This window comes from Maricaulis maris MCS10 (assembly GCF_000014745.1).
In the GTDB taxonomy this organism is placed as follows: domain Bacteria; phylum Pseudomonadota; class Alphaproteobacteria; order Caulobacterales; family Maricaulaceae; genus Maricaulis; species Maricaulis maris_A.
Window position 1 is genome coordinate 160889 of sequence record NC_008347.1, and the last position, 19638, is coordinate 180526.

Annotated in this window: 15 protein-coding genes; 10 read left to right on the forward strand and 5 right to left on the reverse strand. The window is 58.6% G+C overall.

All coding sequences use genetic code 11. The features are described 5' to 3' along the window. Nucleotides 1-58: 58 nt before the first annotated feature. From MMAR10_RS00835 to MMAR10_RS00880, 10 genes are all read left to right on the forward strand, one after another. Entirely contained in the window at nt 59-1186 is a 1128-nt protein-coding gene (locus MMAR10_RS00835; RefSeq protein ID WP_011642100.1) for a hypothetical protein, read from the forward strand. Nucleotides 1187-1301: 115 nt separating this feature from the next. Then, nucleotides 1302-2393, forward strand: coding sequence for a hypothetical protein (locus MMAR10_RS00840; protein WP_041636665.1), 1092 nt, complete (start codon nt 1302-1304; stop codon nt 2391-2393). A gap of 79 nt (nt 2394-2472) precedes the next feature. Beyond that, the gene (locus tag MMAR10_RS00845; protein ID WP_011642102.1) at nt 2473-3324 is read left to right on the forward strand and encodes a WYL domain-containing protein; all 852 of its coding nucleotides are present in this window, start codon (nt 2473-2475) and stop codon (nt 3322-3324) included. Then, complete coding sequence (locus tag MMAR10_RS00850) at nt 3321-6734, forward strand: DEAD/DEAH box helicase family protein (protein ID WP_011642103.1); 3414 nt, start codon at nt 3321-3323, stop codon at nt 6732-6734. Before MMAR10_RS00845 ends, MMAR10_RS00850 begins: the two co-directional genes overlap by 4 nt. Continuing rightward, nucleotides 6734-8260 carry a type I restriction-modification system subunit M gene (locus tag MMAR10_RS00855; RefSeq protein ID WP_011642104.1) on the forward strand — a complete coding sequence of 509 codons (1527 nt, stop codon included), beginning with the start codon at nt 6734-6736 and terminating at the stop codon, nt 8258-8260. The genes MMAR10_RS00850 and MMAR10_RS00855 overlap by 1 nt, the downstream gene beginning before the upstream one ends. Further along, on the forward strand, nt 8257-9408 hold the full coding sequence (locus MMAR10_RS00860) for a restriction endonuclease subunit S (RefSeq protein ID WP_011642105.1): 1152 nt from the start codon (nt 8257-8259) through the stop codon (nt 9406-9408). Before MMAR10_RS00855 ends, MMAR10_RS00860 begins: the two co-directional genes overlap by 4 nt. Before the next feature lie 35 nt (nt 9409-9443). After that, complete coding sequence (locus MMAR10_RS00865; protein WP_049755632.1) at nt 9444-9926, forward strand: hypothetical protein; 483 nt, start codon at nt 9444-9446, stop codon at nt 9924-9926. A 3-nt stretch (nt 9927-9929) separates the two neighbouring features. Further along, nucleotides 9930-10847, forward strand: a complete 918-nt coding sequence (locus MMAR10_RS00870) for a DUF5655 domain-containing protein (protein WP_011642107.1) — start codon at nt 9930-9932, stop codon at nt 10845-10847. A 9-nt stretch (nt 10848-10856) separates the two neighbouring features. Continuing rightward, the gene (locus MMAR10_RS00875) at nt 10857-12644 is read left to right on the forward strand and encodes an AAA family ATPase (protein ID WP_011642108.1); all 1788 of its coding nucleotides are present in this window, start codon (nt 10857-10859) and stop codon (nt 12642-12644) included. Next, nucleotides 12644-13567 carry a hypothetical protein gene (locus tag MMAR10_RS00880; RefSeq protein WP_041636667.1) on the forward strand — a complete coding sequence of 308 codons (924 nt, stop codon included), beginning with the start codon at nt 12644-12646 and terminating at the stop codon, nt 13565-13567. Before MMAR10_RS00875 ends, MMAR10_RS00880 begins: the two co-directional genes overlap by 1 nt. Before the next feature lie 254 nt (nt 13568-13821). Here MMAR10_RS00880 and MMAR10_RS00885 read toward each other — a convergent pair whose 3' ends face one another. From MMAR10_RS00885 to MMAR10_RS00905, 5 genes are read right to left on the reverse strand one after another with little or no spacing between them, the layout of a single operon-like run. Continuing rightward, the gene (locus MMAR10_RS00885) at nt 13822-16380 is read right to left on the reverse strand and encodes a polynucleotide kinase-phosphatase (RefSeq protein WP_011642110.1); all 2559 of its coding nucleotides are present in this window, start codon (nt 16378-16380) and stop codon (nt 13822-13824) included. Beyond that, the gene (locus MMAR10_RS00890; protein ID WP_011642111.1) at nt 16377-16976 is read right to left on the reverse strand and encodes an SMI1/KNR4 family protein; all 600 of its coding nucleotides are present in this window, start codon (nt 16974-16976) and stop codon (nt 16377-16379) included. Before MMAR10_RS00890 ends, MMAR10_RS00885 begins: the two co-directional genes overlap by 4 nt. Then, complete coding sequence (locus MMAR10_RS00895) at nt 16973-17785, reverse strand: nucleotidyltransferase domain-containing protein (RefSeq protein WP_011642112.1); 813 nt, start codon at nt 17783-17785, stop codon at nt 16973-16975. Before MMAR10_RS00895 ends, MMAR10_RS00890 begins: the two co-directional genes overlap by 4 nt. Then, on the reverse strand, nt 17782-18135 hold the full coding sequence (locus MMAR10_RS00900) for a hypothetical protein (protein ID WP_011642113.1): 354 nt from the start codon (nt 18133-18135) through the stop codon (nt 17782-17784). Before MMAR10_RS00900 ends, MMAR10_RS00895 begins: the two co-directional genes overlap by 4 nt. Further along, nucleotides 18132-19541, reverse strand: a complete 1410-nt coding sequence (locus MMAR10_RS00905; protein WP_011642114.1) for a 3' terminal RNA ribose 2'-O-methyltransferase Hen1 — start codon at nt 19539-19541, stop codon at nt 18132-18134. The genes MMAR10_RS00900 and MMAR10_RS00905 overlap by 4 nt, the downstream gene beginning before the upstream one ends. Nucleotides 19542-19638 lie beyond the last annotated feature (97 nt).

A 19638-nucleotide genomic window follows, 5' to 3' on the forward strand; every position in this document is an offset into this window, starting at 1 on the left:
GTTCCGGTCTTGAGATTGGTCGCTAATCTCGGGTGGTGAGCCGCCCAGAGAACCGATCTTGACCTCCAAAATATTGAAAATATCGGATGCCTACAGTTTTCCCTCTAACAGCCCAGAGATAGGCATCGAGGAAAAGCGCGTCTGTAAGGTTATCCCAGCCACAGATACCCATAAGGTTGTCGTCCTCAAACCCATTATCGACAAACTCCGTCTTACCTTCTCTGGGCTGGGGGTGATCCAGCACATCAAAAACCTCCAGGCGACAGAATATTGGCCCCACGTCTACGCCAGCGCGCTTTCAGCCGGAGAGGCAGACGATCTTCCTTACATCAAACCGTGCAGGATTGAAGGATACTGGATAGGCCTGCGAATTGAACATGACGGAAGTTCAGTGGCGACGCTCGGTCTCAATCCAAAAAACAAGAAACAGGCTTCAGCCCGCCTGGAGCTAAATCCTTCGCAGCTCACCGAGGAGCACCTCCAGAAACTGTTCCGTGCTTGGAAGCATTTAGAGGGTGATACGATCCCACTCGCGGCTCATCTAACTTCGGCTCGGGCGACGCGATGCGACGTCGCGGTGGACGTGCTCAATCTCAAAATATCTGACCTCTTTGTCCATTGCCCCGTGGTATGGAAAGTATGGGCTTGCACGTCGATGGAAGGAGGGGTGCAGACGCTCAATTTCTATAAGGCGAAGAAGAGTCAGCCAGTCTTCGTCGATCCGAAGTCCCGCTCGAACGTAACGGTGTACGATAAGCGTGCAGAGCGACAGGCGGTCGGAGCTGAACCGGAGTTTGGTCCTCTGGCTCATACGCGGATTGAGTTCAATTTGAACAAGACGGCGTTATTCAAAGGGCTGAAGAACACCCAGTTCCCCGCGAAGGGGTGGGTGTTCAGCCGGACGATTTTTAAAAAGCCTCCGCTTCCCATGGGGCGTTGGCAGCAGTTCCTTGATAGCGCCCGTTATCGAGGTTTTATGGCAGCTCAGGCGTTGCTGACGAAGCAGGAGCTCGCCGCTCTGGAGGATGCTGAGGAGAGCCCAGACAGAACTTTCAAGAATTTGGTCGACAAGAGCATCTGGAAGCATTGGCCAGAAGCAATCGAGGCACCCGCCATCGCTCAGCTTCTGAAGTTCGCCGCGGCCGACCCGAAGGAGATGATCGAAACAACGGTATTCGAGCTTTGAGTGCAGATTGCAATTAATTGCAATTCCGCCGAACTCAAATTTGACCCTGCCGCTCACCCAGTCACGATAGTAGTGGGTCCGGATGCCCGGAGGTCTCCCGCAAAGGAGGTTTCCAATGATCAACGAATTTCTCGCCGGGGTCCGGCAGCAGGTTGTCGCCGACGCAATGACGGCGGAATTCCCCGAGACGCCCTATCTTCGATCCACCCTGCATATCGCCGCGTCGCTTCTCCAGAAATCGATCCGAAGAGGGCGTCAGGACCTCGCCTTGCAGGCTGCACAACGCCTCTTTGATGCCCAACCGGCCCGTTTCTGGCGGCGGCTGTGTATCACCCTGTTCGAGGATGTCGGTCTTCTTGACCGGCAGCTCGCGCTCGATGTCCTAGCTTGTGCTCCGCGGCGAGGCGCATCGAAGGTCTCCTGGACAGTCGTGGCATATCTCGTCGGGCGACTATGCGAAGCCACGAAAACCCAGGTGGCCAACAACCTGTTGCACCTCGGTCTCTACGACCTGCATGAAGCCGGGCCGCTGGAAGAATTCGACCTTCTGTCAGTCGACGCGGCCGCTTCATGGGTGACCGATGGAGAGGCGTCGCTGGTTCAGCAAGCAAAAGCGGTCTGGCAGCTGAGCGGCATTTCTTGTGCGGGCCTGGTGCTGCGACATCCTCAAGCTGACCGCGAGCGCGCTCTGTTCCTGGTGTCGGAGCTGGCGGCTAGCCCCGTCCTGGAGATTATCGCTCGTGCAGGTCTGCGGACTACTGGCCATGTCCTCCCGCTCGTGTCGGTTCTGGAGGCATCAATCTCGTCTCAGAGGAAAGGGTTTGATGTGGTGCCGGATCCGATGCCCGAAGAGGAGATCATCGCAGGTCTACCGAGCTGGACGTTCGACCAATACACCTGGCCGGGAAAAGCAGCATTGCGACGGGCGCGTACAGAATGCCCCGCCATCGCAGCAGACCTTTCAGGTCGGGCAGGGAATGCAGACCAACGCTTCAGGGCCCTGGCGGATGCTCATTTTGAATTCGAAAGCGCCAACCTCTCCCTCAGGGCTCAAATTCCAGCTCATATAGCCCTTTGGAGGCGCGTTCAGGCCCTGGGCCCTCACAGGCATCCCGAAACGGCTCAGGCGCTCTATGGGGCCCTCAGGGAGGATTGGGAGGCTTTTCAAACACTCAGGCGTCTATCGGAGCAGTCGCCTAATATGTAGTGTGGTGGTGCTTGACGCGCCTAAAGGATGTGTATAGAAAGGCGACCCATAAACAAACTATACACATCAGGGGTTGGCGATGGTGCCGGTCGAAGACATCAGTTGGAGTGTGGAGCAACGGCTCGAATTTATCGAGTTTCGTCTCTTCTGGTATGGCGGCGTAAATCGCGGCGACATTGCCGGTGAATTTGGTGTTTCGGTCCCGCAGGCGTCTAAAGATCTCAGTCGGTACCAGGAGGTCTGTCCGAGTAACGTTCGGTATGACGCGAGTGAAAAGCGGTACACGACGACGGATCAGTTTAGTCCGCGCTTTATAAGTCTGGACCCGGATGCCTTTCTGCGCGGATTAGTTGGCGAGAAGGGTGCGACTGTTGGTGCCGTGCAGGCTGAAGCTTGCCCAGTGCCGCGTCGGAAGGTTGATCCTCACACTCTACGTGAAATCGTCGCCGCTGTTCGGGCCGAGAAGTCGGTTGAGATCAGATATCAGTCGATGTCATCCCATAAACCCGACCCGGAGTGGCGGTGGGTGTCGCCGCATGCTTTCGGATCGGATGGTTTGCGTTGGCATGTTCGTGCATTCTGCCACCAGGATCGGAAGTTTAAGGACTTCCTGCTTTCCCGGTGTTCTGGTGCCCGTGGGGCATCACCGGCCGAAGCCTCGTCGGATGCGGATCTTAGTTGGGCGCGGTCCTTTGAAGTCGAGCTTGAGCCCAACCCGCGGCTCAGCGACAGCCAGCAAAGCGCGGTGGCGACCGATTTCTGCATGGAGGGCGGGCTTTCCCGCGTTCAGGTGCGTCGCGCCATGCTCTACCATTTCTTTCGTCGCATGAGACTAGATGCCGTTGACCAGGTCGATGGCCCCCAGGAAGCGCCTGTTGTCATTCGTAATCGTGAGGCTTTTGACGCCGCCTTGGCGGAGGCGCTGGCATGAAGTCCGTCAATTTCGAAATCCTGCGTAAAGACTGGCCAGAGCTCGCTCAGCTGGGCGCGTTTGCTGAGACATACGCGCATACAGACGCGGCGAGCGCCCTGGTTAAGCTTCGGCTGTTCGCGGAAAATCTCACTAAGGATATCTACCGCGATCTGCGCCTGCCTCGTGAAGATCGTATGTCCTTTGTCGACATGCTTGGTGGCAGCGCGTTTCAGTCAGCAATCCCGCGTGTTGTGATCGATAAGCTTCATGCGATCCGTGTCCACGGAAACAAGGCGGCCCATGGTGAGCAGGCGACCATTAAGACGGCTCTCTTTCTGCTGAAGGAAGCGCACGGATTGGCGCGGTGGCTGCTTGTGGCGTTTAAGCGCCAGAAAGCAGACGATCTTCCGCTTTTCAAAGAGCTGGATAACCCTGTCCAGGGAGCAAGTGCCACCGAGCTTCAACGCGAGAAAAAGCGGGCAATGGAGCGCCTGGCGGCCCAAGAAGCACAGATGCAGGTGCTGCTGAAAGAGCTCGAGGCGGAGCGCGAGAAAGCCAAGGCGGCTGAGGCGAAGACGGAGGAGCTTTCCGCTGCCCGTGAGGAAGGCGACAAGGCGGCATCGGAGCTTGAATTCGACGAGGCGACAACTCGAGCTCGGATCATCGACATGATGCTCGCCTCGGCTGGGTGGGATGTCGCCAACGGTCTCAAATCGACGGAACAGGTTGCCAAGGAGTTGGAAGTCGCCGACCAGCCGACCGAGACCGGCAAAGGCTATGTCGACTACGTCCTGCGTGATGGCGACGGTATGCCGCTCGCAGTCGTGGAGGCGAAGCGAACCTCAAAGAACGCCGAACTGGGTCGCAAACAGGCGGAGCTCTATGCCAATGCGCTGGAGAAGCAGTACGGTATCCGTCCGGCGATCTTTTACACGAATGGCTATGACATTTGGCTGTGGGACGATGCGGGCGGTTTCCCGCCGCGCAAGGTCTACGGCTACTACTCGCCGGATAGCCTCCAATATCTGGTGCGGTTCCAGCGGGCGAATAAGCAGCCGCTGACGGCGCTGCCGCCAAACAAGGACATCGCCGGCCGCCTCTACCAGGTTGAGACCATCAAGCGCGTCAGTGAGCGGTTCGAAGATAAGCACCGCAAGGCCCTGATCGTTCAGGCGACGGGGACCGGTAAGACGCGGGTCGCCATCGCGCTGTCAGAGCTGCTGATCCGCGCCAAATGGGCCAAGCGGGTGCTCTTTCTGTGTGACCGGAGGGAGCTCCGCAAACAGGCTAAAAACGCATTCGGAAATTTCCTCAAGGGCGAGCCGATCCGCGTCGTCAACTCGGCCATTCGCGGGAATGCGAACGAACGGATATTCGTCGCGACCTACCCGGCGATGCTGAAGGTCTATCAGGCGTTTGACGTCGGATTTTTCGACCTGATCATCGCGGACGAGAGCCATCGCAGCATCTACAATGTCTATGGCGACCTGTTTTACTACTTTGATTGTCCCCAGGTTGGCCTGACCGCGACCCCTGTCGATTTCGTCACGCGGTCGACCTTCGATCTCTTCAAGTGCGAGGGGCAGAACCCGACCGCGAACTATGAGCTCGAACAGGCTATCGAAGAGGGCTACCTTACCCCGTTCGAAGTCTATGAGCACACGACCAAATTCCTGCGGGAAGGTATCCGCCTAGAGGGTCTGACCAAGGCCCAGCGCCAGCAGCTCGAGGATCAGGGCGAAGACCCGGATCAATACGACTATTCCTCAGAAGTCGTCGACAAGGCGATCTTCAACAAGGACACGAACCGCGCCGTCCTGCGCAATCTGATGGAAAACGGCCTGCGGGACGCCAGCGGACAGACCATCGGCAAGACGATCATCTTTGCGCGCAGCCATGCCCACGCCCTCTTGCTGCGCGAGGTGTTCGATGAGCTCTATCCGCAATATGGTGGCCGCTTCTGCCAGGTCATCGACAACTATGATCCGCGCGCAGAGCAGCTGATCGACGACTTCAAAGGCGACGGCGCGAACAAGGACCTCACTATCGCGATCTCCGTGGACATGCTGGACACGGGCATCGACGTTCCGGAAATTCTCAACCTGGTCTTTGCAAAGCCGGTCCGCTCGCCGGTGAAGTTCTGGCAAATGGTGGGGCGCGGGACGCGTCTGTGTGAGGATTTGTTCGGTCCCGGCCAGCACAAGACCGTTTTCCGCATCTTCGATCACTGGGGCAATTTCGAGCGTTTCGAGACCGGCTACAAACCCGCAGAGCCACGCCCGTCCAAATCGCTTCTGCAACAGCTCTTCGAGCAGCGGATCGACCTGGCGGAGACGGCCCTCCGCAAGAGTGAAATCCCGGTCTTCGAGACAGTCGTGCAATTAATTGCAGCCGACGTTTCGGCCCTGCCGGAAAACTCCATCGCCGTTCGTGAGAAGTGGCGGGAGAAGCGGCAATTCGCCGACCTTGAAACGGTCAAATCCTTCGCCCCGACAACGGTGGCGGCGCTTCGCCAGACCATCGCGCCTCTGATGCAGTGGCGGGATGTGCGGGGCAAAACCGAAGCCCATGCGTTTGATCTGTTGATCGCCCGGCTCCAGACGGCGGCCCTTCAAGGGTCTGCGGAGGTCGAGGACCTAAGAGCGGACATGATGGGACGGCTCGACACGCTGCAAATGCACCTGAACCCCGTCCGCGAGCGGGCGGAAATCATCAAAGAGGTGAAGTCGGCTGCGTTCTGGTCCGACCTCAAGCCGTTGGACCTGGAGCGGGTTCGCATCCCGCTTCGCGAGATCATCCACCACCATGACCGCAAGGCCGGGCCGAAAGTACCGGCGAAGGTCATCGATGTGGAAGAGGAGGCGTCGGAGTTTCAATACGGCCGCCGGGCCACCTCCTACACCGCCAATGAGATGAAGGCGTTCAAGCAGGCGGTGGATGCCGAGCTGAAGAAGCATATCGAGACCAACCCCATCCTGCAGAAAATCCGCAATGGCGAGCCGGTCACAGATGCCGACCTGCAAGCTATCGTCTCTCTCGTCCTGACCCAGAACCCGGATCTCAGTGAAGCCCAGCTCAACGAATTCTTCTCGCCAACGGCGGAGAATTTGTTGTTCAAACTGCGGGAAATGACGGGCCTGGAGGCCACGACGGTGCGGGACCGCTTTGCGGACTTCGTGAACGCGCACCCTACACTGACGGCCAAGCAGACCCGCTTCCTCAACCTGTTGCAGAACCATCTGATCAAGTTCGGCGTCATCACGGTCGACCGGCTGTATGACCAGCCTTTCACGGTGGTCGATGCGGATGGACCGGACGGGGTCTTCGACGAGCCCGATCTGATGAACGAACTCATGACCATCATTTCTCAATTCGCGCCGCCCTCAACGAGCCGTGAGAGCGCGGAAGATAAAAGGACGCCCAACTAATGCTGACGAGTGAATTACGACGCCGCGTCGACGCGCTCTGGACTGAATTCTGGCAAGGCGGGATCACCAACCCGCTGACAGTGATCGAACAGATCACCTTCCTGATGTTCATCCGTCTCCTGGACGTCAACGAGACGCGGGACGAGAAGCACCAGAACCGCACCGGCTATGAGTTCAAGCGGCGCTTCGGCCCGGATGAGCAAAATCTGCGCTGGAATGAGTTCCGCCATTTGGGCGGCGACGAGATGCTCGTGCGCGTCCGTGATGGCGTATTCCCGCATCTGCGCAAGTCGAGCCCGACAGGGTCCAGCTTCGCCGAGTTCATGAAGGACGCGCAGCTGATGATCCAGAAGCCCTCTCTGTTGGTGAAGGCGGTCAGCATCGTCAATGATTTGCCGCTGACCGAGGGTGATACCAAGGGCGATCTCTACGAATATCTGCTCAGCAAGCTCACGACAGCGGGCATCAACGGCCAGTTCCGCACGCCCCGGCACATCATCAAGCTGATGGTGGACATGCTGGAACCGAAACCCACGGACCGCATTTCAGACCCGTCCTGCGGCACCGGCGGGTTCCTCGTGAACGTCATGGAATACCTGCTACGGGCCTATACCTCGCCGGAAGCCGTGATCAAGGAGACGGACCCGGAAACCGGCAAGACGGAAACCCTCTATCCCGGCGATCAGCTGGAGGGGCATTGGGACCACATCAAGGGCGACATGTTCCACGGCTTCGACTTCGACGCCTCCATGCTACGCATCGCGGCGATGAACCTCATGCTGCATGGCGTCGATAATCCGGACATCCACTATCAGGACACGCTGAGCGGCAGCTTCACCGACAATTTCCAGGCCTCGGCCACGGAAGGCTTCGATGTCATCCTCGCCAATCCGCCCTTTAAGGGCAGCCTGGATTATGAGGATGTCCATCCCAACCTGTTGAGCGCGGTCAAGACTAAGAAGACCGAGCTGCTCTTCCTGGTCCTGATCCTGCGCATGCTGAAGCCCGGCGGCCGGTCGGCGACGATTGTGCCGGATGGTGTGTTGTTCGGCTCGTCCACGGCCCACACAGCGCTCCGTAAGAAGCTGATCGACCAGAACCAGCTGGAAGCCGTCATCTCGCTCCCCAGCGGCGTGTTCAAACCCTATGCGGGCGTGTCGACCGGCATCCTGGTCTTCTCGAAGGGCGGGGAAACGCGGGACGTGTTTTTCTACGATGTCGAAGGGGACGGTTTCTCGCTGGACGACAAGCGCGATCCGCGACCCGATGAAGACGATTTGCCGGATTGCTTGGCGCGCTGGAAGGCGCGGGACCCGGCCAAGGACACGGACCGGACCTGCAAGGCCTTCTTTGTCCCGGCCACTGAGATCCGGGAGGCGAATTACGACCTATCCCTCAGCCGCTACAAGGAGCGGGTCTATGAGGAGGAAGAATACGATCCGCCAAAGGATATTCTCGGCCGGATGAAGGCGCTGAATGCGGAGATCGATCAAGACCTGGCAGCTCTGGAGGAGATGCTGGGATGAGCCCCACAATTGCGCTCGGCGATATTGTCAAACTCCGTAAAGGCCGGAAGGCGCAGGAAGTTCTTTCTGCCGCAGCTGCCGGCGCGCTCCCGTATATCCAGATTGACGAGGTAAGAGGGGTAGCGCCCACGAAATACGCAAAAGATCCTAGCGCGGTAGACGTCGGCCCAGACGACCTTTGTATTGTTTGGGACGGAGCAAATGCGGGTACGGTTGGTTATGGGCTCAGCGGCGCAATTGGGAGCACTGTTGCCCGCATTCGCTTTTCAGATCACGGCCAATGGGATGCTGCATTTGTTGGTCGCCTGCTCCAAGGAAAATTTCGACAGCTTAACGATCAGGCTCAAGCGCGAGGCGCGACCATCCCTCACGTGGACAAGTCTAAGCTCGAACAGCTCGCTATTCCGCGCATTGATTTGGATGAACAACGCCGGATCGCGGCGATCCTGGACAAGGCGGATGCGATCCGCCGCAAGCGCGAAGAGGCCCTCGCCCTCGCCGACGACTTCCTGAAATCGACCTTCTTAGAGATGTTTGGTGATCCGCTTGCGCCGGAGCCGCACGGTAGTATCAGCACGATCGACACAGAGTGCGATTTGTTTGCCGGAAACTCTCTGCCAAGAGGCGAGGAATTCAGAGGACAAGACCGTGGGTGTCTACTTTTGAAGGTTTCAGACCTCAATTCAGAGGGGAATGAAACTCAAATTGTTTCATCAAAGCTTTGGGTGCCACCAAACGAAAAATTGCGCGCCAGTATGGTTGCACCCGCTGGATCAATTGTTTTTCCCAAGAGGGGAGGGGCTATATCAACCAATAAGAAGCGCGTTCTTAGCCGCCCCGCTGTTCTAGACCCTAACCTAATGGGGGTCGCACCCAAATCTGGCTCCTCAATTTCGTTTCGCTACCTTCGAAACTGGTTTGAACTCCTGGACTTGGTGACGATATCAAGCGGGAGTACCGTGCCCCAATTGAACAAGAAAGACGTGGGGCCATTAAGGATTGTTGTCCCGACACCTGTCGATCTGGAGCGTTTCGACAACATCTATGAGCGGTCCGCGAAATTGCGGGAGAAGCTGCGGTCGGCGTGGGATAGCTCAGCGCACCTTTTCGCCTCCCTCTCCCAGCGCGCATTCCGGGGCGAATTGTGAGCCCGGCGGTTCATACTCTCACCCTGCCAGGGCCGATGCTTCAGCGCGGCTTCTGGCTCTATGTCTGGCGGGTGCGCACGCCTGGGGGCGAGATGCTGTATGTCGGCCGGACCGGCGACAGCTCTAGCCCGCACGCTACTGCTCCCTATACGCGCATGGGCCAGCATCTGGGCTTCGCGAAGGCCAGCAATAGTCTGCGCCGTCTCCTCCTGGAAAACGAAGTAGAGCCGGAGGCCTGCGAGGCGTTCGACCTCGTTTCTTTCGGTCCGATCTTCCCTGAGGTCAGCGCCGAGGCCGGTGCGGATCGCAATGAACGCATGAAGCATCACAAGCCGATCCGCGACACGCTCGCGGGTCTGGAAAAGCAGCTCCGTGATGCGCTTCACACGTCGGGCTACCAGGTCCTGAATATCGTGCACTCGAAGAAACCGGTCAACGCCGCCTTGTGGGCAGATGTGCGGGACGCCTTCGCGGGGCATTTCCCCAAACTCACCGACCTGGACGATGGAGTGACCTGACCGATGAGCGATCTGAAACTCTTCCGCCTGGACGGGCCGTCGGTCTGTGAGATCGAAGGCTCATCCGCCGCGCTGGAAAAATCCCTTCAGGACCTGATCGAGCGTAATCTGGAGACCTTTCTGGGCGTGCGCTTCCTGGCGTCGGAATTCTCGACCGGGCGCGAGCATGGCGGGCGGATGGACACACTCGGGATCGATGAAAACGGCTGCCCCGTGATCATTGAGTACAAGCACGCCACCAACGCCAACGTCATCAATCAGGGCCTCTTCTACCTCGATTGGCTGGTCACTCATCGCGGTGACTTCGAGATGCTGGTGCTCAAGGCGTTCGGGCAGGAGGCGGCGCAAAGCGTCGAGTGGACAGCGCCGCGGCTTATCTGCATCGCCGGTGATTTCAGCCGGTATGACGAACACGCCATCAAGCAGATGAACCACAATATCGAGCTGATCCGCTATGTCCGCTTTGGCGAGGACTTGTTGATGCTGGAGCAGGTCAATGCGGTGTCGGCGACGGGCAATGGAGCGGCTACAGGCGCTCTCTCCTCGTCGGGCGGTGGCGCCCAATACAAGACGGTCACCGAATACCTGGGAGACGCTGACCAGGCACTCACGGACCGTTTCGAGGCGCTGAAAGAGCACCTGTTCAATCTCGGTGACGACGTCCAGCTGAAGACGCTGAAATACTATCTGGCCTTCAAGCGCATCAAGAATTTCGCCTGTGTCGAGCTGCGCAACCGGTCCGGCGTGATCCTGGTTTATCTGAAAATCGATCCGGACAGCGTCCAGCTAGAGGACGGGTTCACCCGCGATGTCCGCAAGATCGGTCATTACGGGACCGGCGATCTGGAGGTGACGTTGCGCTCCGCGGATGATCTGGAAAAAGCCAAACCGCTGGTCGAACGCAGCTATGAGAGCGCGTGAGGGGTTTAGATGCGACTGACACGAATAGAGATCGAAAACTTCAAGGGCATCGGCAAACGCCAGGTGATCGACCTCGCGCCCATCACGCTCCTGTTCGGGCCGAACAGCGCCGGCAAGAGTACCGTCCTGCAGGCGCTTCATTACGTCCGGGAGATATTGGAGCGCCAGAACCCGGACCCGGATGAAACCATCGCGGGCGGGCTCATTGACCTAGGAGGGTTCACTTCGCTCGTGCACCGGCATGAGCTGGACCGGGCGATACAGATCAAGCTGGTGGGCTCGCTCAACGAAGGTGAGGTCAACGAGTACCTGGAACTAAACACCGGCGAGTTTCTCATTGATGATCGCTTCGCCGCCCTGCCTATTCGATACCTGATCGGCGAAAATTCGGACCTTAAGGATCGCGGCGTTGTTGAGACCGTCGCCGTCGAGTTCAGTGTCAGTTGGAGTGACGCGCACGACGCTCCCTACGTTGACCGCATCAGCTTTGAGATGGACGGTGAGCGCACCCTATCGATTGAAAGCAAGCCGGATCGAGGTCGCGCTATTCTCACCGGTTTTAACTTCAAACACCCTCTGTTCCAGCAGTTCATCGACCTGGATGATGAACTCGACGAAGAGGAGCTTGATGGGCTCGCCTCGGATCCAAGTGAGGCACCTGAGGACCCATTCTCATCCCCACTGGGAAGCGAGGTCTGGGAGCTTTCAGCCGACCTCTCGATGGAAACATCGCCACTCGCGGGCAGTGAATTCCGCGTCGCAGCCTGGACCCCCTTTGGTGCGCTTCCGGATTTGGATCGAGATTTGGACATCGCGCTTACGGAGGTGGATGAGAGCGAGGTACAGGATAAGCACTCAAGCGGCGCTGCGGTGCAACGTTTGACCAAGTCCGCCCAGGAAGAAGTGAAGCGCGAGCTAATCGGAGAGGCCCGCCGCCGAGACGCGCTCGAAGAAACGCTCGATGAGCTAGTTCGAGGGCCGTTGCGGATTTTAAGGGCACATCTTAAGGCGACGAGGTATGTGGGGCCGCTTCGGGACATCCCTTCACGTTCGTTCTCGCCAAAAGCCTCACCCGATGAAGGCCGGTGGGCTTCGGGATTGGCCGCTTGGGATCGCTTGGCACAACCAGGCTCGGAACGGTTGCTGCGCGAAACAAATGCTTGGTTGGCAGACAGTGATCGGTTGAACATTGGCTGTCAGGTCGAGCGTTTGCACTATCGGGAAGTGCCGGTTCCAGGGGCTATATCCGCGTTGTTTGAGCGCGGGTTGACCGAAGATGATCTGGGTCTTCTTCAGGAGCTCTACCAGGATCTCGCGGTTCGTACCGAATTGTCGCTTCGCGATCTGAAGGCGGGTGTTGTGGTCGCGCCTGCGGACGTTGGGGTGGGGGTGTCTCAACTCGTGCCGGTCGTTGTCGCGTGCCTCGATGACTATGAAAGCATCCTGGCTATCGAACAGCCTGAGCTTCACATTCATCCGGCCGTGCAGGTTGGGTTGGGTGACCTCTTCATTTCTGCTGCAGCCAATGCTGATCTCGATACGGGCAGCACAACTCTACTCGTCGAAACGCACAGCGAGCATCTGATGTTGCGCCTCCTGCGGCGCATTCGAGAGGCCTCGGAGGGCGACATTCCTCCATGTGGTCACTCACTGCGGCCTGAGGAACTGTCCGTCATCTACGTAGAGGCGACAGATGAGGCGGTACGTTTCAAGCGTCTGCGGATCGATAGCGATGGGGAATTCATAGATCGCTGGCCCAAAGGCTTCTTTGAAGAACGGGCGGAGGAGCTTTTCTGATGCTCTATGAATATGCGGTGGACCCCGAAATTACCCGGCGAGAGGTTGCTGAGCTCCAGCACCTCTTCGCGCTCTTCGGACTGGATCGCGGGAGGTACATCTCCAAGTTTCCAGAGCGGCGATGGCTTCGATTAGCGTATCAAGCCGTTGCTGGTCGCCCAGAAGTCGAGAAGAAGCGCATCGAAATTCTGTTGGGTCGAGCCAAGTCCGACAAACTATTTTTCAGCTATCGGAACTATGACCCCAATATTGGATGGTCAGATAATGTGGTCGCAGAGCACACGGCTCGTCCATTTCAAGCAATTATTGCTGAAGAGGCCGACCCAGGGGTGGCGGCCTGGGTAGCGAGCGAGAACGTCGATGAAGGGCACGAGCTGTTCGCGTGTGCGCCGACCTGTCGAGTTCCGAGGACCGCTGCGGCTATTGCTGAGAAATTGGCCCCGATAGCCATGGCAGGAAACAGGTTCGTCCTGGTGGACCCTTATCTCGATTTGCGAAACCTGAAAGGACAGGACCACCGCTCAACCATTCGTGAATTGTTGGGATTGCTCGCAGCGAACGGTCTTGAAAATGTGACCTTGGAGCTGCACTGGCGAACCCACGATACACGTCCTCCTGAAAGCTTCGTTGTTTCGCACGCTAGCGGGTGGTGCAAAGGCATTCTTCCCGCTGGCTACAAGTTGGAGATTTATGAGTGGTCCGAACGCCAGGGTGGCGAGGATTTCCACGACCGCTTCTTCTTGACCGACGCAGGGGGAGTAGTGGTCGGAGCAGGTTTCGAAGTCATTGGAGCGCATGAGCAGGTTCAAATCGGGTTGCTAGCTCCCGCAGATGTGGCGTCTCACTTGGCCGACCTCGATCCAGCGAACGGAGCTTTCGATTTGGTCTTCGGTCCGGTGATAGTGGAAAGTGATCAAGCCTGAACGGTCTCTGGGCCGGATTGGTCTAATTTCGAATACATAACGTGCGCGGCCGGACTTGTTCCGATATCGTTCCTATAACAATTCCTATTCCAATTGACCCCGCTGCTCCCTGTGTAACAATTTCAATGTCTTACACGGGGTAAAACCATGGTCATCAAATCCCACCCGCAAGTTCGGGGGTGCGGATTTTGTAGATGTTCCCGAGGGTTAGCTGTCGCAGCTCTGTGGAGCCATAATAAGTGTTCCGATCGCGTCTAAAGCCGCGGATCAACCGGCTCTGTCTCCAGGGCCAGAACACCAAAGACGCACTCGTGCACCCGCGCTAGCGGTGCGTGCTGGGTGAAGCGGTCGAGTGCCTCCAGGCCCAAGCTGAATTCACGCAAGGCGAGTGATCTCTTCCGGCCGAGCCCGCGCTCCCGCAATCGTTCGAGATGCGCTGGGGCGTCATAGTCGGGGCCGTAAATGATGCGGAGGTATTCCTTACCCCGCACTTTGACGGCGGGCTGGATGAGCCCCTTCTTGCCGCGAGCGATGAAGGTCGACGGTTTGACGACCATGCCTTCGCCGCCCTTCGCCGTCATATCGTCCCACCATTGCGCCGCTGCCTCACAAGCGGAAGCGTCGGACAGGTCGACCGAGCGCCAGCGGGTGCTCATCAGAAGCGGATCGTTCTGGTTTGCCAGCTCCGCCAGAGTTTCCATGTGCCAGCTGTGCGGTTTGTCGGTGTGGACATGGCCATCACTGGCGAGAATATGGAAAGGTGCGATCTTGAGATCGTCCAGGCCCTCTACCGGCCAGACATATTGCCGGTAGGCGTCTCCGAACCCTTTGATCGCCTCGAGGCGTTCTGCGTTAGCCTTCGCCTCCCCGGACAGATCAACGCCGCGTTCCAGAGCCTTCTCCAGCACGGACTGCGCAGCTATGAGGCCCAAGAGACCGGCGCTGCCCACGCGGGCGTATTGATGCTCGATCAGGCTTTGAGCCTTGGTCGACCAAGGCAAAATTTCCATGTCGAGACAGAACCAGCTCGCGTCGAACTTGTCCCACCAACCCGCCTTTGTGATGGCATCGCGCATCCGCGCGGTGACCTGGCGTTCTTGCTCGGCGGAGAAGAACGGCCGCCCCGTCCGGGTATAGATCACGCCGGTCCGGCTGGACGACTTGAAGTGTGTCTCGGCTGCGTCCTCGTCACGGCAGATGACGGCCACGGCGCGAGAGCCCATATGCTTTTCTTCGCAAACGACGGCGTCGACGCCTCGCGATCGATAGAAATCGAAGGCTTCCTCCGGCCGCTCAAGCCAACCCTCTTTCTGACAGGTCTCGACCGGCGACATTGTGGGCGGCAGATAGATCAGCCAGCGAGGGTCTACGGCGAAACGGCTCATCGTCTCTAATGCACCTGCGGAATGCGCTTCGGAGATTGTCACCAGACCGTTCGTGCCGGTCTCGATAGAGCGTTTTCCGAGGACATCGTCCAGCCGGATGGCGGTCGGGTCAGCGGCCGTAGCGACCTTAACCAGTGGCTTGACGGGTTCACACCAGACCTGCTCGGCCGGGACGTCGACAATCTCTTGTTCCGGCCAGCGCAAAGCCGTCAGCTTGCCGCCGAAGACACAGCCCGTGTCGATACAGATGGTTCCGTTGACCCATTCAGCCTCGGGCGTCGGCGTGTGACCGTAGACGACCTTGGCGCGTCCGCGATAATTCGCGGCCCAGTCCGCACGAACGGGCAAGCCGAATTCGTCGATTTCACCGGTCGTATCGCCATACATGGCAAAGCTGCGCACCTTGCCGCTGGCACGGTTGTGCATGTCTTCGCTCAAGCCCGCATGCGCGACGACCAATTTGCCCTCGTCGAAGACATAGTGGCTGATCAGACCATCCAGCCAGACGCGCATCTCTTCGGCAAAACCCTCCGGCTGAGCCTCGAATTGTTCCACTGTCTCGGCCAGGCCGTGGGTCAGCTGGACATTGCGACCATTCAGCTTGCGGACCAGCTTGTTTTCGTGATTGCCGATGACGCAAAAAGCCGTACCCGCCTCGACCATACCTTTGACGAGACGCAGCACATCGGGCGAACGCGGGCCGCGGTCGACGAGGTCGCCGACGAAGATGGCGCGGCGGCCCTCTGGCGGTGTCACCTCATAGCTGCGCAGTCCCGGTTCGCCGTCGCGAGCGATGGTGTAGCCGAGCTCTTCCAGCAGGCTTTCCAGCTCACCGGCGCAACCATGGATGTCGCCGATGATGTCGAATGGGCCACTCTCTGACCGCTTGTCCGGCCAGAGCGGCATGCGCTCGATGGCTGCCAGCGCGTCCATCTCCTCCGGCGTGTCGAAGACGTGAACATTGCGCACGCCCTCGCGCTTCTGCAGACCCTTGAAGCCACGTTTCATGGCCTTGAGATGATTGCGCACGACGTGCGAGCCAAAGCTGCGGTTCTCGCGTTGCTGATTGCGCGCGCGGCAGATTTTCTCGTCGATGAAGAAGGCCAGGGCAACGGGCAGCGCGTGGTATTTCCGGGCCAGCGCTACAAATCGCGCGCGATCCTCGGGCTTCACATTGGTGGCGTCGATAACCGTCAGGCGGCGCGCGGTGAGGCGCTTTTCCGCAATGAACTCGACCAACTCGAACGCGTCCTTGGTCACGGACTGATCCGTCTCGTCATCGGCCAGCAGAGCGCGGCAGGTATCCGAGGAAACAATCTCGGTTTCCTTGAAATGCTTGCGTGCGAAGGTCGACTTTCCCGAACCGGACGGACCGATCAGGAGGATGAGGCAAAACTCGGGAATGGAGATGGAGGTGCGGCCTCTCATGCAAAAAATCCGTCCGTAGACTCGACGAAGTCGCTCCAAACAGGAATGCGGCGTTTTAGGTTCGGGAATGGTCGCTCACCTGGCCCGGATACAAACTCTCTCACGAGGTAGTCTGCCAAATCTGCCCCATAGTAGATGATGTCGGTTTGCCAGATCGAGAAGACAGGGTTTCTGTCTAGGCATGGATCGACGGGGAGATATCGATGTCCCGAAACTGGAACGAGGCGGGGCCAGGTTTTCATGTCCGCATCGGCAATTGCTTTCGCTTCAGCCAACGAGGAAGGGCGCTGCCCCCAACGGGAGAGCCAAATCTTGTTGTGTTCGATGTCAAAGTGGATACCGCTGTAAACACGCTCAATCGACGCTTTGTAACTCGCCAATGTGAACTCGGCCCACGGAAAGAAAACACCTCCGGGGTCCTGAACATGGGTCAGCAGAAAACGAAGGTCCGGCGGAAGGTCGAACCCCAAATCACGCTCAATGGCGTCAAGTTCATGGTTTGATACACCTTTGACGCCGTACTTGGGTGCTTGCCTGTTTCCGGTATGCTGATGCGCGTTCAGCTCGTCAAACAGGTCCTGGGAGAGCGTGATCATCCACTGCCCTCCACGATATCGCGAAACAGGCCATCCGCCTCGTCGCGCAGGTTCCTGCGCTCAGACTTCAGCCCCTTGCTCACCTCGCGTGCCCAGTCGAACTCGGCCTCGATAAAAGCGTCGATCACCCCAACGCGTGGCGCTAGACCTACCTCTTTTGATTGGCTTTTGGCGATCAGGAGTTCGTTCAACGCATCCGTCAGTTCAGCGGACACATCGATACCGGCCAGCAATTCCTGGAAGTTCATCGGCGGGATGATGTCCGCATGCATGCGCACCCAGCGCAGCGCCATCGCCGGGCGGACAATGTAGAAATACTTCTTCAGGTTTACCTGATCCTTCGGCGCGATGTGCCTATTCAGCAGGCTTTCACCAAGATTGAAATAGTGGTGCACGCAAGCCGGGCCGTGGGCGACGCGTTCGGCAAAGCCTTTCAGACGTGCGCAGGTCGTTTCATCCCACATGTAGCGGATCGGGCTCGACAGCCATTCCAGCAGGACTGGGTTAGGCTTCAAGAGCAGGTTCAGTGCCTTCTTGATGTCCCAGCCATTGATGTCGAGGTCGCCATCAATGGGCAACTCGATTACGTCCCGGCCCGGTTCAAGCGAGAGATACCAGTCGCGCGGACGGGCGTAGACAAAGCGAGCGTCATAATCGCTATCCGGCGAGGGAAAACCCCAGGCCCGGCTGCCGCTCTCTATGGCGAACAGGATGCGTACGTTCTCCCGCGTCTCGATCTGCCGGAGCTGGTTGAGGATGGTGTCGTGCATCGCCGGGGAAATGGACGGGTTGAACGCGATGGTGGTCACAATGCCGCTCCCCCGGTTACTTCCGAAGGTCGCTCGTCGCGAACAAGCGTGGCCAGGTCCTCGTACCAGGAACAATCCATTCCAAAATACTCATCATCGGCGAAGATAAGGCCCCAAGGAGCGCCGAGGGCACCGTGTCCGCCTTCGCAATAGGCGATGACAATCTTGCGACCGCCCGCCGTCCCAACTTCTCCGACAATCCAGGCTGGGAACGCTTCGTCCTTCCCATACTCCCAATGCAGCGTGGTTGTACGCGGCTCGATGAGCCGCTCGCTCAGCCAAGAGCGAGCCGCGTCATCAATTATCAGGCCGAGCTGCTCCTCAACCTTTCTGGTGACCGGGCTGTTCATTCCGTCGCTCCCCGGGTGAACACGGCCATTTGCGTCGGGTACCCGAACTCGTTGTGTGCCTCGCCAATGCCCTCGAACGCGACCTCATAACCCTGTCGCTCGCAGACGCCTTGCGCCCACGCTTCGAACTCCGCGCGCGTCCATTCGAAGCGGTGATCCGCATGGCGCAGGCGTCCGGCCTCCAGGTTTTCAAAGGTCTGGTTGAACTCGATATTGGGCGTGGAGACGAGCACCGCGCCGGGACGGGCCTTGGCAAAGACAACACGCTCCAGAGCGTCCAGGCGCTCGGCATCGACGTGCTCGATCACTTCGACCAAGGTGATGGCATCAAACCCGTTGAGCCGTTCGTCCTCGTAAACGAGAGAGCCGCGCACGATGTCGATGCGGGCGCGCTGGGACGGCGACATGCGTTCCAGCTTGAGCTTGCGCTCGGATTTCTCCAGCTCGGGTGTCGAGACCTCGACGCCCTGCACGTATTCGATGGATTTCTCCTGCATCAGCCGACGCAGGAGCTTGCCTTCACCACTGCCTAGATCGCACACCCGACGGGCACCGGTTTTGAGCAGCGCAGCCGTTACGGCTTCGTAGCGCAGATCATTCAGGCGCATGGGCTTTTCCAGGGCTTCCTCGCCCGCCGCCTGTTCCGGCTCTTCGGTCTCGTCCTCGGCAATCCCGAATTTTTCATCCAGCAGTGTCAGGGCGTCCTGGGCGAACTGGCGTTTGCGCAGGTAGCGATTGGCAATGAGGTCGCGTTCCGGGTGGGATTGCAGCCAGTCGCCCGCCTTGTCGATCAGTTTTTCGACCTCATCACTGCCGACCCAGTAGTGCTTGGCATTATCCAGAACCGGGATCAGGACATAGAGATGTGTCAACGCGTCAGCGAGGCGCTTTGTGGCCTTCAGGCGGACGGTGCGATAGGGGCTTTCCCCCCAGTCCGGATAGGCCTCATCAAGGAGCGCCGTATGGGTCTCGATCTCGTAACCCAATGGTTCGAACAAGCGATGGACGATTTCATCATTTCCCTTGCAAGGCAGGGGAGTGATTTCCAGCTCTAGCGGAATGGCGGTCGCTGCGAGGTCTTCACGTTCTTTGGCACGTCCGGCCATCGCGTCACGCAGGACGCGGCTGATCGCAACACTCAGGAATGAGGAGGCCGCATAAGGCCGATCATTGACGTAATGCGCCAGCATGCCGTCGCCCTTGGCTGTCTTGCGACCGCGGACAAGCTGGATCGGGTCGACTTCCAGGAGAAGGGCAGCCTCGCAACGTTCAGCGGAGGTCTCAGGATAGAAAAAGACCGACTTGCCAAACGGAAGGTCTGCCCGGTGAACATTCGCCGGGTTCTTCCGAAGCAGGAAGCCAAGGTCCGTAGCGGGCTGGTGCGTTGTTGCAATCTTCAAGAGCATGGCGCTGGTTTTAAACCAAGGGCGCAGGAGCTCAATCCTCGTAGGCAGGGTTGTCAGTTTCTCAATGAAATCAGAGCCTTCGCAAATGCGGCGGAAA

Coding starts and splice junctions, on each gene's coding strand:
- MMAR10_RS00865 (WP_049755632.1), top strand. CDS start 9,444: ATGCTTCAGCGCGGCTTCTGGCTCTATGTCTGGCGGGTGCGCACGCCT.
- MMAR10_RS00840 (WP_041636665.1), top strand. CDS start 1,302: ATGATCAACGAATTTCTCGCCGGGGTCCGGCAGCAGGTTGTCGCCGAC.
- MMAR10_RS00855 (WP_011642104.1), top strand. CDS start 6,734: ATGCTGACGAGTGAATTACGACGCCGCGTCGACGCGCTCTGGACTGAA.
- MMAR10_RS00890 (WP_011642111.1), bottom strand. CDS start 16,976: ATGATCACGCTCTCCCAGGACCTGTTTGACGAGCTGAACGCGCATCAG.
- MMAR10_RS00880 (WP_041636667.1), top strand. CDS start 12,644: ATGCTCTATGAATATGCGGTGGACCCCGAAATTACCCGGCGAGAGGTT.
- MMAR10_RS00905 (WP_011642114.1), bottom strand. CDS start 19,541: ATGCTCTTGAAGATTGCAACAACGCACCAGCCCGCTACGGACCTTGGC.
- MMAR10_RS00845 (WP_011642102.1), top strand. CDS start 2,473: ATGGTGCCGGTCGAAGACATCAGTTGGAGTGTGGAGCAACGGCTCGAA.
- MMAR10_RS00875 (WP_011642108.1), top strand. CDS start 10,857: ATGCGACTGACACGAATAGAGATCGAAAACTTCAAGGGCATCGGCAAA.
- MMAR10_RS00885 (WP_011642110.1), bottom strand. CDS start 16,380: ATGAGAGGCCGCACCTCCATCTCCATTCCCGAGTTTTGCCTCATCCTC.
- MMAR10_RS00870 (WP_011642107.1), top strand. CDS start 9,930: ATGAGCGATCTGAAACTCTTCCGCCTGGACGGGCCGTCGGTCTGTGAG.
- MMAR10_RS00850 (WP_011642103.1), top strand. CDS start 3,321: ATGAAGTCCGTCAATTTCGAAATCCTGCGTAAAGACTGGCCAGAGCTC.
- MMAR10_RS00860 (WP_011642105.1), top strand. CDS start 8,257: ATGAGCCCCACAATTGCGCTCGGCGATATTGTCAAACTCCGTAAAGGC.
- MMAR10_RS00900 (WP_011642113.1), bottom strand. CDS start 18,135: ATGAACAGCCCGGTCACCAGAAAGGTTGAGGAGCAGCTCGGCCTGATA.